Below are 14723 nucleotides of genomic sequence, written 5' to 3' on the forward strand. Positions count from 1 at the left end.
CCTCACCCGACAGCCGCTGCATAGCGGTTGAGCCGAACGTTCGTCTCACCCGTGCTTTCCAGATAGAACCGGCGCAGCAGGTTTTGCGCGGTCAGCAACCGGTAGTCGGCGGAAGCGCGCCAATCCGTCAGCGGCGTAAAATCCGTGGCAAACTGTGAAACGGCATGATCGATTGTTTCTTCGGTCCAGCTCGAACCAATGAGTGCCTGCTCCACACTCCCGGCACGCTTTGGCGTTCCCGCCATGCCACCAAATGCAATAATCGCCGTATCAACTTTGCCGTGCGCATCGAGGCTGATTTTGAATCCACCGCACACCGAAGAAATGTCTTCGTCCAGCCGTTTGGATATCTTGTAGACGCCAAACTGTTCGCCGGGCTTGAGATAGGGAATGCGGATGGCCTCGACGAATTCACCGGGCAACCTGTCCTGTTTCCCATATTCGATGAAGAAGTTCTCGATGGGCACAGACCGGCGGACATTCCCCTTGCGCAGGAGCACCGTCGCGCCAAGTGCAATCAACAGAGGTGGCGTATCGCCAATAGGCGAACCATTGGCAACGTTTCCACCGATCGTTCCCATGTTGCGGACCTGTTCGCCGCCAATGCGGTTCCAGAGTTCCGTCAATTGCGGAAAGTGCTGAATCACCAGCGGATAGGCATCGGTATAGCTGACACCGGCGCCAAATCTCAGACCATCCTGTTCCTCGGTCATCCCGCGCAGTTCATCCAGATGCGAAATGAAAACAACCGGGCCAATTTCCCGCATGAACTTGGTCACCCACAGCCCGACATCGGTCGATCCCGCAACGATGGTTGATCCCGGATTGGCATCCATGAATTCTGCGAAATCATCGAGGTCGGCTGGCAATACAAGGCGCTGCTTGCCGGCGCCGACTTCCACACGCCTGCCGTCTTTCAATGACAATAACTGCTCGCGCACGCGCGCACGTTCCGTCACCAGCGGATCTTTGTTCACATCGCCCACCGCCGATATGCTTTCAGCTGCGCGGATAATCGCGGCATACCCGGTGCAGCGGCAGAGATTACCCTGCAATGCCTTTTCGATCTCCCGCACGTCCGGATGCGGGTTCTGCATCCACAGACCATAAAGTGACATGACAAAGCCTGGCGTGCAGAAGCCGCACTGTGAGGCATGGGTATCGACCATGGCGCGCTGCACCGGATGCAATGTTCCATCGCGTGCGGCCAGCGCCTCGACGGTGACCACATGGCAACCATCGAGCGAGCCGACAAACCGGATGCAGGCATTGACCGATTCATATTTGAGCTGACTGTCGGACAGGCGACCAACCAGCACCGTACAGGCGCCGCAATCGCCCTCCGCACAACCCTCCTTGGTACCGCGCAACCGGCGCTCAAGCCGGAGAAAATCCAGCAACGTTTCCGTCGGGGAAATATCAGCAAGCTCGATCAGCTTGTCGTTCAGCAGAAAGCGGATGCTGTTGCGGATTGGAGTGTTCATGGGAAGTCAGCTCCCCCGATAAGTTGAATAGCTGAAAGGCGAAACAAGCAACGGCACATGGTAGTGCGCCTGCTGATCGCTGATGCCGAAGCGGATCGGAATGATGTCAAGAAACGGCACATTGTCCGCTGCCTGCTGGCCACCGAAATACGCACCCACATGGAAGCGCAGTTCATAGGTTCCCAAACGCATATTGTCCCCTGTCAGCAGAGGGCTGTCGCAACGGCCATCATCATTGGTATGGGTACTTTGCACAGATGAGAACCGGTCATTTTCCAGTCGCAGCAGGTCGATACGCAGCTTGGCAGCGGGTTTGCCGCTTGATACATCAAGCACATGGGTCGTCAGACGACCGCTTGCTTCATTTTGAAGGCTCATGAGCTTTCCTCCTCCCAAGGCGGACTTTGCAATTTTCCATCGCTCAATTTGCCCCTCCGTCCCGTCATGGGCTAGGCGGCGCTTGATTACAGGACTTTCAAAATTTTCTAGGGGAATGGATTGCGCTTTATTTGATTATTCAAGGGATCAACTGAGTGCAGGCGAGGACGGATCACGTCATGAAATACCTCCGGGACATGCATGGATATGGCGCAAACCCGCCACACGCCCATTGGCCGGATGGTGCCAAGATCGCAATTCAGTTTGTTCTCAATTATGAGGAAGGCGGCGAAAATTGCGTTCTGCATGGCGATGCCTCTTCCGAAGCATTCCTGTCGGAAATCGTCGGCGCACAACCCTGGGCCGGACAACGGCACTGGAACATGGAATCGATGTACGAATATGGCGCACGCGCCGGTTTCTGGCGTCTGCATCGGCTGTTCACAGCAAAAAACGTGCCGGTCACCGTTTATGGCGTCGCTACGGCCTTGCAGCGCTCGCCCGCACAGGTCCGCGCCATGCAGGACGCCAATTGGGAGATCGCATCCCACGGTTTAAAATGGATCGATTACAAGGATTACACTCGGGAAGCAGAACGCGAGCATATGCTTGAGGCCATTCGGTTGCACACCGCCCTCACCGGCGAGCGGCCAAGGGGCTGGTACACCGGCCGTTGCTCCGTCAATACAGTTGATTTAGCGACTGAGGAAGGCAGCTTTGAATATGTTTCGGACTCCTACGCTGATGATCTGCCCTATTGGCATGAAGCGGGTAACCGTCAGCAACTGATCATCCCCTATACGCTCGACGCCAATGACATGCGCTTTGCAACGCCTCAAGGGTTCAATGCCGGGGATCAATTCTTCTCCTATCTGAAGGACAGTTTCGACACGCTTTATGCCGAGGGTGAAGCTGGTTCGCCCAAGATGATGAGCATCGGCTTGCATTGCCGTCTGGCGGGTAGGCCCGGAAGGACAGCCGCTGTCGCCCGCTTCATCGACTATGTGCAAAGCCATGCGAATGTCTGGCTGGCCCGGCGTATCGATATTGCCCGGCACTGGGCAAAAGTTCATCCGGCTCGATCAAACACAATTCGTCCCTCGGCGCTTGCTGAAGTGGCGTTTGTCGAACGCTTCGGCGGCGTCTTCGAACATTCCGACTGGATCGCCAAGCGCGCCTTCGCAGCAGAACTCTCCTATGCCAACGACAACGCCGAAGGGCTGCATGCTTCATTGGCAACCATCTTCCGCACGGCGTCCGAAGAGGAACGTCTCGGCGTTCTGCAGGCGCACCCGGATCTTGCTGGAAAGCTCGCCCAGGCCAAACGGCTGACCGCAAGCTCGACGATGGAACAAGCGTCGGCTGGACTGGATGCATTGACGGATGATGAGCGCGCGCAGTTTCAGGCGCTCAATGGTCTTTATGTCGAGACCTTCGGCTTTCCCTTCATCATCGCCGTCAAGGATCACAGCAAGGACGAAATTCTTCAGGCCTTCAAGACGCGCATCGCCAATGACCGGCAAACCGAATTCAACACCGCATGCAGGCAGGTGGAGAGGATTGCTCTTCTCCGGCTGCAGGCCATGCTGCCAAACTAAGGAACGGACATGTCAAACACGACGGAACAGCTGCCCGCATTCGCGCGCAATTCAATCAATCTTGCCTCAGCGGGTCTTGGTGCAAAGCCGATCTTTGCAACGGACGAATTCTTTGCACCGCTGGCACGCATGCTCAATGATGATCCCGCGATCTTCTACCCAGAGAAGTTTGACGATCACGGCAAATGGATGGATGGATGGGAAACCCGCCGCCGCCGTAGCACCGGGCACGATTACGCGATCATCGCGCTCGCAGCACCAGGGACCATTTCCGGTTTCGATGTTGATACCGCGCACTTCACGGGCAACTATCCACCCGCATGCCGTATCGAAGCCTGCAACTCGGCCGCCGAGCCTGATGACGCCACTGTCTGGACCGAGGTGCTCGGCTTGAGCCAGTTAGGCGCTAGCGCCCACCACTTCTTTGCCTGCACATCAAAGACCGTATGGACCCATGTGCGCCTGCACATCCATCCGGATGGCGGCGTGGCACGGCTGCGTGTCTACGGCCAGCCTTCACTTAATACAGGCAACCTTAACGGTGAAACCCTCGATCTTGCCTCATCGCTGCTCGGCGGCCGTGTCGTTGCCATGTCCAATGCGCATTACGGCTATCACCGTTTGCTGGCACCGGGCCGCGGCATCAATATGGGTGACGGATGGGAAACCCGCCGTCGCCGTGAACCCGGCAATGACTGGATCATCGTCAAACTTGCAGCGCGCGGAACCGTCGAAAGTGCCGTCGTCGACACTGCACACTTCAAGGGTAACTATCCTGACTCCTGCTCCATTCAGGTAGCCGATCTCGGCAATGCCGGGGAAAGCCTTGACGAACTGGTGGTCGCCTCATCCATGTTCTGGGAAGAAATCCTGCCGCAGCAGAAACTCGCGGCCGATACGATCCATGAATACGGCGCCAACCAGATTAAACAGAATGGTGCCGTCACCCATGCCCGGCTGAACATTTTCCCGGATGGCGGTGTGAGCAGGCTGCGCCTGTTCGGCAAGATCGCGAGCGAATAGAGATGCGCGAGATCATCGCTCAACCCTTGACCCGTGAGGCTTTCCGACCTTTCGGGGACGTGATTGAAGTGGAGGGCTCAGCAAGCTTCCCGATCAATCATGGCATGTGCGACCGCTATCACGATCTGGCAAAGGTCGAAACTACGGGCGAAAACGCGCGCACGCTTATCAGCCTGTTGCGTGGCAAGCCTTACGAATTGCCGCTTGAACTCACCATGGTCGAACGGCATCCCTTTGGCAGTCAGGCCTTCGTGCCTCTGTCAGCCAATCCGTTTCTCGTTGTGGTCGCCCATGACCAGACAGATTGTGCCAGCTATCCCATTGCCTTTCTGACCAAGCCGGGTCAGGGCGTGAACATTCATCGCAATGTCTGGCACGGCATTCTGACGCCGCTTGGCGGCGTCTCGGATTTTGTTGTTATTGATCGCGGCGGTGATGGCATCAACCTGCAGGAATATTTCTATAGCGAGCCATTCCTTATTCGCGAGAGCTAAAAACAACAAAGCCGCCGCTTCACCGGCGGCGGCTTTGTTTGTTCACTCAACTATTTAATTCAGCGGGATGGAATTCTGATCTTTCCCGGACTGATATTGGTTCGACAGAACCGTATATTTACCGGCAATTGTTTCAACACGGTGCTTCAGCCGCTCCCGATCAGGCTCGGATATGTCTGAGATCAGCTTCGTTATGGAATAGCTTTTCCAGAAAGCATTCTCCGTATTGTAGCCGCCGGGTTCCAGTGTGAAGACCTCCTTGAGAATCTTAAGATCATGTGGAATGGCAAATGCGTCGCGTGAATCTTCATGGCTGAAGAAATAATAAAAGTTGTCAAAGCCAGCCCAGGTAATGGCCGAAAGACACATTGAGCAAGGCTCGTGCGTCGACAGGAAGATCAGGTCTTTTGCGTCCGGCCGCTTTTCGCCGTTCATTTCGTAAAAACGTTTCAGTGTGTGAACCTCGCCATGCCATAGCGGGTTTTCCGTTTCATTGTTCGTTTCGGCCAACACAACGGACAGATCCGATTTCCGTAGCAATGCTGCACCGAATATCTTGTTGCCTGCCGCTACGCCCTGTTCGGTCATGGGGATGATTTGATGCTCCATGGCATCAAGCAGTGCATCGATAACATTGACCGGCAATATTTTCTCATTCATCGGAAACAGCCTCTTTGTGGGGATGGAATACAACCATCAGTCAGGCAAGACGTGCGATGGCCCGGATACGATTATTGCAGCCGGGCCGATCCACATTATACCGGGAACAGAGTGTAGCGAACGACAAAGAGGATCGCCACAAGCCACGTTGCCAGATGAATATCCTTCACCCGCCCGGTCAGCGACTTCAGCACAACGTAGCTGATGAAGCCAAACGCGAGACCGTTGGCGATCGAGTAGGTGAAGGGGATCATCAATGCGGTGAGTGCCGCTGGGGTGGCTTCCGTGATATCACCCCATTCAATATCGACGAGCTCGCGCATCATCAGACCGGCGACGTAGAGCAAGGCTGGTGCTGTTGCGTATCCGGGAACCGAGCCCGCCAGCGGTGCAATGAACAAAGCCGCCAAAAACAACACCGCAATCGTCAGCGCTGTCAGGCCTGTGCGTCCGCCTGCCTGAACGCCCGAGGCGCTTTCGACATAGGCCGTGGTACTGCTCGTGCCCAACAGCGAACCGGCAACGATTGCCGTGCTGTCAGCAAACAGAGCTCGACCGAGGCGATTGGGCTTACCCTCTTCAATCAATCCCGCACGTTTGCTGACGCCGATCAATGTTCCTGTTGCATCGAAAACCTCAACGAGTACGAACACCAGAATGACCTGCAGGAGTCCTGTGTGCAGAGCACCCATAATATCCAGTTGCAGGAATGTCGGAGCAAGGCTTGGCGGTGCCGAGAAGACGCCTTTGAACTCACTCGCGCCTGTCAGCATCGACAGGACCGTCACAACCAGAATACCGATCAGGATTGCACCGCGTATCTTCAGCGCATCCAAAACTGCGATCACGAAGAAGCCCAAAATAGCGAACAGGGCGCTCGCGCTGCCCAGATGGCCAAGCCCGATAAACGTTGCCGGATTGGCGACGATGATACCCGAGTTTTTCAAGGCGATGAACGCCAGAAAGAGACCGATACCTGCCGCGATGGAACTGCGCAGCGATTTGGGAATGCCCGCGACCAGCCAGCTGCGGACACCCGTGACGGTCAGTACGAGAAAAATACATCCGGAGATGAAAACAGCGCCCAGCGCCTGTTGCCAGGTAAAGCCCATGGCCGCGACGACTGTGAAAGCGAAGAAGGCATTGAGGCCCATGCCGGGCGCCATGCCGATTGGCCAGTTGGCGACAAGCGCCATGACCAGCGAGCCGAGCGCTGCTGCGATACAGGTCGCAACAAAGATGGCGTTGCGGTCCATTCCCGTTGACGACAGAATATCTGGATTGACAAAAATAATGTACGACATCGTCAGGAATGTCGTCAGACCAGCAAGCATTTCGACGCGCACTGATGTGTTGTGTTCTCTCAGCTTGAAAAGCTTTTCGAGCATAATTCCTCCCCCTGGCTTTCGCCGAGTCTCCGGTTGCTGCGCGATTGCCCAGTCTGGCGAATCGCGTGGCTGCCTGTTTTGAGTTTTCACTAATCTCCAATCAAGAGAAAACTGGCAAGCACTCCTCCGCTGCCAGTCCCCTCCTCAGTGTCACCACTGCCGACGTGATTGTGCGTCTTCCGCCGCAGCGATGCTAGGCGTCTATTTCCGCAGTCATGAGCGAAACAGCTTCAATATTTTATTGATGCCAGCTTGGCTTTTGACTGTGTTTTGAGGGGAATGCGTCCATGAATACTAGCTCGACTTTTCCATGTCACTACAAAACGTCAACATTGCGAGAATAAATCATCACCGAGCGTTGTCGGGCGCGCCTATGAACATGTCTCATCGCTATATCGCGCATACGACTTAGGTCGTACGTGAGGGGTTGACCTTAGCCCGATGCGCGCGATTCAAAACCTGTCTAATTTGCCCTCACCGCCGCAACCCGTGTTGCAATAAGAGAGACAGACATGGCCCGATCAAATGACGCGCGTCTAACGACACTATACATTCTTATCCTGCCCGCCTTGAAATCAGCGGAATGATCATGCGTTTCCAGATACAGATTCTGTCGGTCGAATATATTATACTGTCATTGATACTCGGCCTCGTGATGATACCCCTGCTATCACCGTTCTTCTGGAATGCACTGCTTGAACGATCGGCTGTTCTGTTGCGGCTTCTTGCTGCCCTTGGCAGAAAGAAGGCGGCTGCTCCCGAGCAATCCGTCAGGCTGATGGACATACGCCCTCGTTTGCTTCGCCCCAATGGTTCCACACCCAACTTTTATCGGGTGGCGAAGAAGACGCATTTTGCGGCCAAAAACAACATTCGTTCCACCGAGTGGTATGGACCCAAGCGCCGATCTGTGAGACGTCGGCTTAAGTAATCACGGGGAATGAAAACTTGGCTCTGCTGCGTGCTCTTGGTTTGAGAGGCCTGTTCATCAAACTCGTGTTGATGTTCATGATCGTCGGCTTTGGCGCTCTGTTCATCGTCAGCATTCTGATGAGCCAGTTTAATGCCAGCCGTTATGAGAGTTCGATCCGCGGTGTGATCAACGGATTGGACAGGCAGCAATTCAATGCATCTGCCACCGCTGCCAATCTGCGCGACAAGGCAGCGTGTGATGCGCTGGCCAGTAAAATCTTCTGGAATCTGGTCGATACCGGCGTCACGCAAATGCTCGACTTCCCTGCCATGTTCTCATATTTCCACGATGGCAAACTGCAGGTCAAAATAATCAATGATCAGGGCATTTTGTGTTCGACACTTCCGGCTGCCACACCTCTTCTCGATCAGGCAATGATCGAGGCAGCCCAATCCAGTCAACCGGAAGTTCTGCATCGGCAAGGCGAGGATTGGGCGCTGATAACCCGGATCAATCTGCCAGCGGGCGATGGGGTGCAGGCCCTAGTTGGCGTGCACTATTGGTCACAATGGCAAATTTACGATGAAGTACTCAGTGGCACAGTTTCCGATTATATCCGCACATTCATCCTGATCAATTCCATGGGTGCCAGCGTCGCTGCGCTGTTCGTCTGGCGATTGCTGCGCCGTATCAAACGCGCCACCAATGCCGCCGATCAATGGGCGGCGGGTGACCTGCGAACCCGCATCAAGGACAATTCGAAGGACGAGTTCGGCAGGCTTGCCGAACGCTTCAACAATATGGCCGACGCGTTGTCAAAAAGCTTTGATATGCAGAAAGCCCTCGCAATATCCGTTGAGCGCAACCGCATTGCCCGCGATCTGCATGACACGGCGAAGCAGCGCAGTTTTGTGCTTGGATTGAAGCTGACTGAACTTGAATATGAAGCACAGCAGCATGCGCCCTTGCTGCCAACGGTTGAATCGGCCCGACGGCTGGCCGATCATTTGCAGAAGGATCTCGAAAACGTCGTTTCGGGTTTCAATCTGCCGGCTATCGCCGATCACGGGCTGCACGAAACGCTCGTCCGCAGTGTGCGCGATCTGCTCTCGGGCTCGGGGATTCAATGGTCTATCGACTGGCCGGACAGGATAGGAGCCCAGCTTGATACGGCACCGGAGCTGGCGCAGGAATTGCTGATGATAACCCACGAGGCCATAGCCAACGCCTTGCGGCACAGCCAATGCCGCAACATCCACATTGCCTGTAAGCCGGGGCATCCTTGGCATTGGTCTGTCACCGACGACGGCCACGGTTTCGACACTGCAGGCGCTCCGATTGGCATGGGATTGTCCAATATGCGCTGGCGTGCCAATACATTGCCCGGTGGGGACCTTGCCCTTTCGTCGAGCCCGAAAGGCACGATTGTCGATATATCCTTTGAGTTGCCGGTTTTAGCAAAATCATGAGCACAACAATCGTAATAGCCGATGATCATGCCGTGGTGCGCGAAGGCATACGCGGCCTGCTGCGGCTTGACCCGAGTTTCACTGTCCTGGCCGAAGCGGAGAATGGCGAAGCCACAGTGGCGATGGTGCGTGAACACCGCCCTGACGTGCTTCTGCTCGATCTCATGATGCCCGGCATGGGCGATGCAGCTCAATCCATGATAAGCATCATCCGCAAGGCCAGTCCCGACAGTCACATCATGATTCTAACATCCAGTGATGATGATCAGCTCGCATTTTCAGCGATTGAAGCGGGTGCACGTTCGTTCCTGCTCAAATCCATGCGCGGTGAACATCTGCTGAGCGCCATCCATGCAGCAGCAAACGGGACCCCTACACTTCACCCGCTTGTGGCACAGCGCATTTTGAATTCCATCCGCAATCCGCAACCACGTCAGGTTGATGATCTGACCGCGCGCGAACTTGAAGTGCTGCGTTGTCTTGCCGAGGGTGGCAGCAATGCAAAGATCGCCGCGCAGCTCAACATCACCGAAAAGACCGTGAAAGCCCATCTTGGCAGCGTCATGTCCAAGCTCGATCTTTCCGACCGGACCGAGGCGGTCGCCTATGCCTGGCGCGCCGGGCTGATGAAACCGTGACGGTCATCGAATTTCGGATCAATGCATCAACGTATATTCGATCACGCGGCTGCGGCTGAGGACCAGCTCCACCTTTTCCTCGGACAACCGGTTGAGACAGATGCGCTTTTTCCAGGGGCCGTCGTCAAGCGTGAACAAATAACGGCCGTTGCCGAGGCCAAGCAATGGCATGAACTGGCGGGCCGGGCCTGCGCCCATGATCACCACGCCATGGCGGATATCGAAATGTGCGCCATATTCTCCCGCTGTCCAATGGCCATCAAGTTCAGCGCTCGCAGGCTCTGGTATCACCGGCAGGAACCGGCGCTGGACATAACCCGCTTCACCTTCGATCGCGGCCCCTGTTTGACGTAACCGCATGGGCGAAGAAGCAGACCGGGATAAATACCAGCCGTTGCCGTCATCGTAGAGCGTCTCTTCGGCGTCGAGATAGCTGACAACTCCGTGTTTCAGTTCGATCCAGTGCGGGCCATCTTCTGTCACATAGAAACCATCGCGAAGCATGCAATTGGTCTGTGGCAAGGGCAAAGCTGTGAGGGCACTCATAGCGGCCAGGGCAATCTGCGACGTATTAACGTCTTCGCGATTGGAGACGACGACAAATCCAGTGCCTGCCTCCGGATCAAGAAGAAAATGCGACTTGTAACCGGGATGCGAACCACCGTGCCCGACAAAGTACCGGTCCGCCAATCGAGACCAGTACAACCCAAGTCCGTACCCGGACGGGCGCCCATCATGCAAATGGCGTATTGCCGAGAAGGCAGCGAGCAGACCAGAGAATTTGCCACTGCCCGTCAACAAATGCTGGAGCCAGCGGGCGAGGCTGGTGCCGCTGCCTGTCAAACTACCCGAAGCCGAAAGGTGCAATCCCGCAGCGCTGAGCTGCCACTTGTTCCCGGTCTTGAGGTAACCCGGCGCAAGTCCTTGGACGGGCTCTGCCCAAATGTCGGGTGCTTTGAAAGCAATATCCAATGGCCCGGCAATCTCATTCTGAATAAAGTCGTCAAATGCAAAGCCTTTGCGTTCAAGCGCTGCCTCGACAAGCCGGTAGCCAGTATTGGAATAAGAAATATCTGTGCCTGCATCAAAGTTCAGGCGGGTCAACGTGGCGAGAAAATTCAAAAGCTGCTGCTTGTGCGTTTCCGAATAGACCGAAAGTCCCAGCAGGGTCAGACACTCGCGCACGTCAGGCAGCCCCCCGCTCATATCAAGCGCACGGCCCACTGATACGTCGGCGAGAGGTTTTTGTAGCTCTGGAAGATGATCACCAAGACGATCATCAAGGCCGACTGCATCGGAATGGTGCAGGGCCATGGCTGCAAATATATGTTTTGTCACCGAAGCGTAGCGCACCACACTGTCGGCAGAAAAGGCTGTCCCTGTGGAAAGGTTTTCCAGGCCACCTGCCTGAACAAATTGAACATTGTTCGTGTCAAAGCCAATGATTGCGCCACCTGGCTCGTCACCCTGCCATTCATCAGCAAAGCTCCTGGCACGCTCGGAAGCGGCCAACCAATTTAACATAAGAGACATTCTGCGCACCGCTCAGGCTGGAATCTTGAGTACCGATGCTTAGTAGCGCGTTAGCAGGAACGCAACATGTTCCGGGGCGTCCATGGAATAGATCGTTTGCATTGGTCAGTCAGATAGGTCGTTGGCATATGCCAGCTGTCCAGGGAGCAACGTCCGAATATGTTGTCCCACAATCAAGGCAGATGATCTGCATGCTGCAAGATTGATGGCGCGAGATAATAACTGGAATCCATAAGACAAGGAGATTCTCTATGGCAGAAAAGATCGTCGTTGGCGGGTTGGAATTGGAGTTTCTGCACAGCAAGGACACAACCAACGGCAGCCTCGATATGTTCAAGGTGGTCGTGCAGCCAAATTCACGCATGCCGGTGCCCCATTATCACGAAAGCTGGGATGAGACAGTTTATGGCCTCGTCGGGACGCTGAATTTACGCGTCGATGGGCAGGACATCACTGTCGGCCCGGGGCAATCCGTCTTTATCAAGCGCGGTATCGTTCACAGTTTCAGCAACGACACACAAGAACCGGTGACTTGCCTCTCGGTTCTTACACCAGGCGTGCTCGGTCCCGCTTATTTTCGCGAAATTGGCGCGCTCGTTGCCAAAGGGCCACCAGACCCCGTCCTGATGAAGGAAATTATGCTGCGCTACCGGCTGATACCCGTTGCTCCAGGCGCCTGACCGCGTCAATTGCACCGCTAGCCGATCATCCACCCAGGACCACGCGAATATACTTCGCCATTTCCGATATGGACGGTGCTACATCGCCTTTCGGCATATGCAAACCGATAGCAAATTGCGGCAAGGCGGGAAGTCCGTCACCACTGGTCAACACGTCAAGATCAGCTGGCACCGTACTGGCAAGCAATATGGTAATAGCCAGATCCGCCCGGACCATTGCCATTGTCGCTTCAATATTGCCGTTCTCAAAAACTGTTCTCCATGGCCGCGCCTGATGATCAAGTGAGGAGAGAACGGCAGGCCGGAACGCGCAGGTTTCAGCGACCATCGACACGGGTAACGGCGTCTTCAAATGCGCGCCGCCGTTTCTGGCACCGACCCAGACCAATTGTTCCACGCGCGAATATTCCGCCTGGCTGGAAACAACTTCCTCTTCGACAAGAGCAAGATCGACCTCGCGACGCTCCAGTGCAGTCATAAGCTCCGGTGAAGACGCACAGACCAGAGACACTTCCACAAGTGGATAAGCTTCCGCATAGGCCTTCAGGACCGGTACTGTGATGATGCTGACAAGATCATAGGGCAAGCCAAGCCTGACCTTGCCCTGCAGCGCATCGGCAGTCATCTCAGACCAGATGTCGTCATTGAGAGCCAATAGGCGCCGGGCCTTGGTAAGCAGCAGCTCGCCCGGCGGCGTCAGTCGAAGCCCCCGTCGATCCCGTTCAAACAGGGCTGAGCCGAGCATATCCTCGAACCGCCTGATTTGCTGGCTGACTGCACTTTGCGTGAGATAACGTGCATTGGCGGCAGCCGTCATGCTGCCATGATCAGCCACCGCCATAAACGTTCTCAGAAGGTCGATATCCAGATTGCGTGACATTGCCTGCATTATGTATCGTAATGCTCAATCCATTCAACATTAATTTTCTTGATCCTCGATAGTAGACTATCTTCGCCTGTCTTGAAGATCCGGGCCCTACTGAATGAATCCTGCTTACCCTTCTTTTTATACCCCTCGCCCTCGTCGCCCGGGCGCGCATGTTTTCCCGTTTCGAATCCGCGCGTTTCAAACCGCTCGCAGAGTTTGCAGCCTGCCGCTTGTCGTCAACGGCGGCCGCGCTCCTTGGCAAGTGGCCCTCAAGCAAGCTGCATAGAGATCAAAGGAAATCCAAATGGCACCAGCAACTCTTGCTCAGGTTTCGGAAATGATCGGCCTGATCTATCAAGCAGCTTACGATGAAGAGCAATGGGACCCGGCGATACACGGCATACGCCAGTTATTCAGCCGGGGGACGTCCCGTCTCAGCAATCATGCGATACGCAAGGTAGCGAACTGCGCCTTTACAGCCAATCCGGGTTACGGCTATTTCCAAAAATATGTCGAGAAATACGCTCAAGCCAATCTCTATCTCGGCTCCCGGCCAGCCGACGCTCTTCAAAAAGCCCGCTCCTTCGTCAATGCCTTTGAGATGGATCAATATGACGACAACGATCCTTCGACCGGGTGGACCGAGTCCCATGCCACATATGACGAACCACCCGCCAAGCAATTGAATGGCGGCCATGCTTTCAGCACTCTTCGGCATCGCCCAAAACCCAATTGCGACACGAGCGAGGTGGAGACCTTCGCGCTGTTGGCTCCCCATTTTGAGCGGGCAAGCCAGATCAGCCAGCAGATCAAGCTTGCAAATGCATTGAAAGCAACATTTTCACGCCTGCCTTTTGGCGCAGTCCTCGTCACTGCGGATTTACGTATCCTTGAAGTCAACGATATTGCTGCAGCCTGGCTCGACGACAACCAGACACAGTTGATGCAACGCAACGGGTTTTTGACGGCAAAGCCCGCTATCCATCGACCTCTGCAAAAATTGGCGGCCGATGCCTGCGGACTTCACATCAATGGCCTGATGGGAACCGGCGGGCGCATGGTGCTCGAAAAAACGTCTGAAATAGGCGCGGTTGCAGACTGCGTGCTCGAAGTGGCTCCTATTTTTGATTCACCTTTCCCGGGGATGACAATCGGGCGCTGCGCCATTGTCATCATCAAGAAAATACACATGGGCAATCCGGAGGGTTTGGACGAACATATCGGGGCCATTTTCAAACTGACACGGTCCGAAGCCCGGTTGGCTGGCCTTCTGGCTGCCGGATATTCGCTAAAAGATGCTGCCAACGAAGCAAATCTGAAGAACACGACTGCCCGCGCTTACCTTGAGCGGCTGTTTCATAAAACGGGTACGCACCAGCAAAGCCAATTGGTAGCCCTGCTCAAGAATGCCGCCCCTGCCCTCCTCAAAACCTGAAGCTATTTTTCTGTAATCATCCGAATAGACGACATCGTGGCTCTCATGAAATCGTGATGACAGCACCTCATGGAAATGACATCGAGGCGATTGACATCTGCTGCACGCAGGAGTTGAGATGCGCGCGAAGTCTTGCAGCTACGCTGCCATAGGCTCTCCCGC

General features: G+C 55.2%; 13 protein-coding genes. 7 read left to right on the forward strand and 6 right to left on the reverse strand.

The window, feature by feature from the left end:
- Positions 1-2: 2 nt before the first annotated feature.
- Positions 3-1484, reverse strand: coding sequence for a xanthine dehydrogenase small subunit (gene xdhA / locus HB779_RS00485; protein ID WP_188342409.1), 1482 nt, complete (start codon positions 1482-1484; stop codon positions 3-5).
- 6 nt (positions 1485-1490) lie between these two features.
- The gene (uraH, locus tag HB779_RS00490) at positions 1491-1862 is read right to left on the reverse strand and encodes a hydroxyisourate hydrolase (RefSeq protein WP_188342410.1); all 372 of its coding nucleotides are present in this window, start codon (positions 1860-1862) and stop codon (positions 1491-1493) included.
- Positions 1863-2041: 179 nt separating this feature from the next.
- Here uraH and puuE point away from each other — a divergent pair, with 179 nt between their 5' ends.
- From puuE to HB779_RS00505, 3 genes are read left to right on the forward strand one after another with little or no spacing between them, the layout of a single operon-like run.
- A complete protein-coding gene (gene puuE / locus HB779_RS00495) occupies positions 2042-3460 on the forward strand; it encodes an allantoinase PuuE (RefSeq protein ID WP_188342411.1) in 1419 nt (472 codons plus the stop codon).
- A gap of 9 nt (positions 3461-3469) precedes the next feature.
- Entirely contained in the window at positions 3470-4483 is a 1014-nt protein-coding gene (gene alc / locus HB779_RS00500) for an allantoicase (RefSeq protein WP_188342412.1), read from the forward strand.
- Positions 4484-4485: 2 nt separating this feature from the next.
- Positions 4486-4977, forward strand: coding sequence for an ureidoglycolate lyase (locus tag HB779_RS00505; RefSeq protein WP_188342413.1), 492 nt, complete (start codon positions 4486-4488; stop codon positions 4975-4977).
- Positions 4978-5031: 54 nt separating this feature from the next.
- Here the strand turns inward: HB779_RS00505 and HB779_RS00510 are convergent, their stop codons facing one another.
- Both HB779_RS00510 and HB779_RS00515 read right to left on the reverse strand, forming a co-directional pair.
- On the reverse strand, positions 5032-5637 hold the full coding sequence (locus HB779_RS00510) for a deaminase (RefSeq protein ID WP_188342414.1): 606 nt from the start codon (positions 5635-5637) through the stop codon (positions 5032-5034).
- Positions 5638-5732: 95 nt separating this feature from the next.
- Entirely contained in the window at positions 5733-7025 is a 1293-nt protein-coding gene (locus HB779_RS00515; protein WP_188342415.1) for an NCS2 family permease, read from the reverse strand.
- A 948-nt stretch (positions 7026-7973) separates the two neighbouring features.
- On the opposite strand from HB779_RS00515, the gene HB779_RS00520 reads away from it, so the two are divergent.
- On the forward strand, positions 7974-9407 hold the full coding sequence (locus HB779_RS00520; RefSeq protein WP_244642331.1) for a HAMP domain-containing protein: 1434 nt from the start codon (positions 7974-7976) through the stop codon (positions 9405-9407).
- On the forward strand, positions 9404-10045 hold the full coding sequence (locus HB779_RS00525; protein ID WP_188342416.1) for a response regulator transcription factor: 642 nt from the start codon (positions 9404-9406) through the stop codon (positions 10043-10045). Before HB779_RS00520 ends, HB779_RS00525 begins: the two co-directional genes overlap by 4 nt.
- Before the next feature lie 18 nt (positions 10046-10063).
- Here the strand turns inward: HB779_RS00525 and HB779_RS00530 are convergent, their stop codons facing one another.
- Positions 10064-11578, reverse strand: a complete 1515-nt coding sequence (locus tag HB779_RS00530; protein ID WP_188342417.1) for a serine hydrolase — start codon at positions 11576-11578, stop codon at positions 10064-10066.
- Positions 11579-11829: 251 nt separating this feature from the next.
- On the opposite strand from HB779_RS00530, the gene HB779_RS00535 reads away from it, so the two are divergent.
- Positions 11830-12258, forward strand: a complete 429-nt coding sequence (locus tag HB779_RS00535) for a cupin domain-containing protein (RefSeq protein ID WP_188342418.1) — start codon at positions 11830-11832, stop codon at positions 12256-12258.
- Positions 12259-12283: 25 nt separating this feature from the next.
- Here the strand turns inward: HB779_RS00535 and HB779_RS00540 are convergent, their stop codons facing one another.
- Positions 12284-13138: a LysR family transcriptional regulator gene (locus HB779_RS00540; RefSeq protein ID WP_188342459.1), complete on the reverse strand. Its 855-nt coding sequence runs from the start codon at positions 13136-13138 to the stop codon at positions 12284-12286.
- Between the two features lie 292 nt (positions 13139-13430).
- On the opposite strand from HB779_RS00540, the gene HB779_RS00545 reads away from it, so the two are divergent.
- The gene (locus HB779_RS00545) at positions 13431-14561 is read left to right on the forward strand and encodes a LuxR C-terminal-related transcriptional regulator (RefSeq protein ID WP_188342419.1); all 1131 of its coding nucleotides are present in this window, start codon (positions 13431-13433) and stop codon (positions 14559-14561) included.
- Positions 14562-14723 lie beyond the last annotated feature (162 nt).

The organism is Phyllobacterium sp. 628 (genome assembly GCF_014189505.1).
In the GTDB taxonomy this organism is placed as follows: Bacteria; Pseudomonadota; Alphaproteobacteria; order Rhizobiales; family Rhizobiaceae; genus Phyllobacterium.

What these genes read in the sequence shown, in the direction of transcription:
- xdhA (WP_188342409.1), bottom strand. Translation starts at nt 1,484, where the DNA reads ATGAACACTCCAATCCGCAACAGCATCCGCTTTCTGCTGAACGACAAG.
- uraH (WP_188342410.1), bottom strand. Translation starts at nt 1,862, where the DNA reads ATGAGCCTTCAAAATGAAGCAAGCGGTCGTCTGACGACCCATGTGCTT.
- puuE (WP_188342411.1), top strand. Translation starts at nt 2,042, where the DNA reads ATGAAATACCTCCGGGACATGCATGGATATGGCGCAAACCCGCCACAC.
- alc (WP_188342412.1), top strand. Translation starts at nt 3,470, where the DNA reads ATGTCAAACACGACGGAACAGCTGCCCGCATTCGCGCGCAATTCAATC.
- HB779_RS00505 (WP_188342413.1), top strand. Translation starts at nt 4,486, where the DNA reads ATGCGCGAGATCATCGCTCAACCCTTGACCCGTGAGGCTTTCCGACCT.
- HB779_RS00510 (WP_188342414.1), bottom strand. Translation starts at nt 5,637, where the DNA reads ATGAATGAGAAAATATTGCCGGTCAATGTTATCGATGCACTGCTTGAT.
- HB779_RS00515 (WP_188342415.1), bottom strand. Translation starts at nt 7,025, where the DNA reads ATGCTCGAAAAGCTTTTCAAGCTGAGAGAACACAACACATCAGTGCGC.
- HB779_RS00525 (WP_188342416.1), top strand. Translation starts at nt 9,404, where the DNA reads ATGAGCACAACAATCGTAATAGCCGATGATCATGCCGTGGTGCGCGAA.
- HB779_RS00530 (WP_188342417.1), bottom strand. Translation starts at nt 11,578, where the DNA reads ATGTCTCTTATGTTAAATTGGTTGGCCGCTTCCGAGCGTGCCAGGAGC.
- HB779_RS00535 (WP_188342418.1), top strand. Translation starts at nt 11,830, where the DNA reads ATGGCAGAAAAGATCGTCGTTGGCGGGTTGGAATTGGAGTTTCTGCAC.
- HB779_RS00540 (WP_188342459.1), bottom strand. Translation starts at nt 13,138, where the DNA reads ATGTCACGCAATCTGGATATCGACCTTCTGAGAACGTTTATGGCGGTG.
- HB779_RS00545 (WP_188342419.1), top strand. Translation starts at nt 13,431, where the DNA reads ATGGCACCAGCAACTCTTGCTCAGGTTTCGGAAATGATCGGCCTGATC.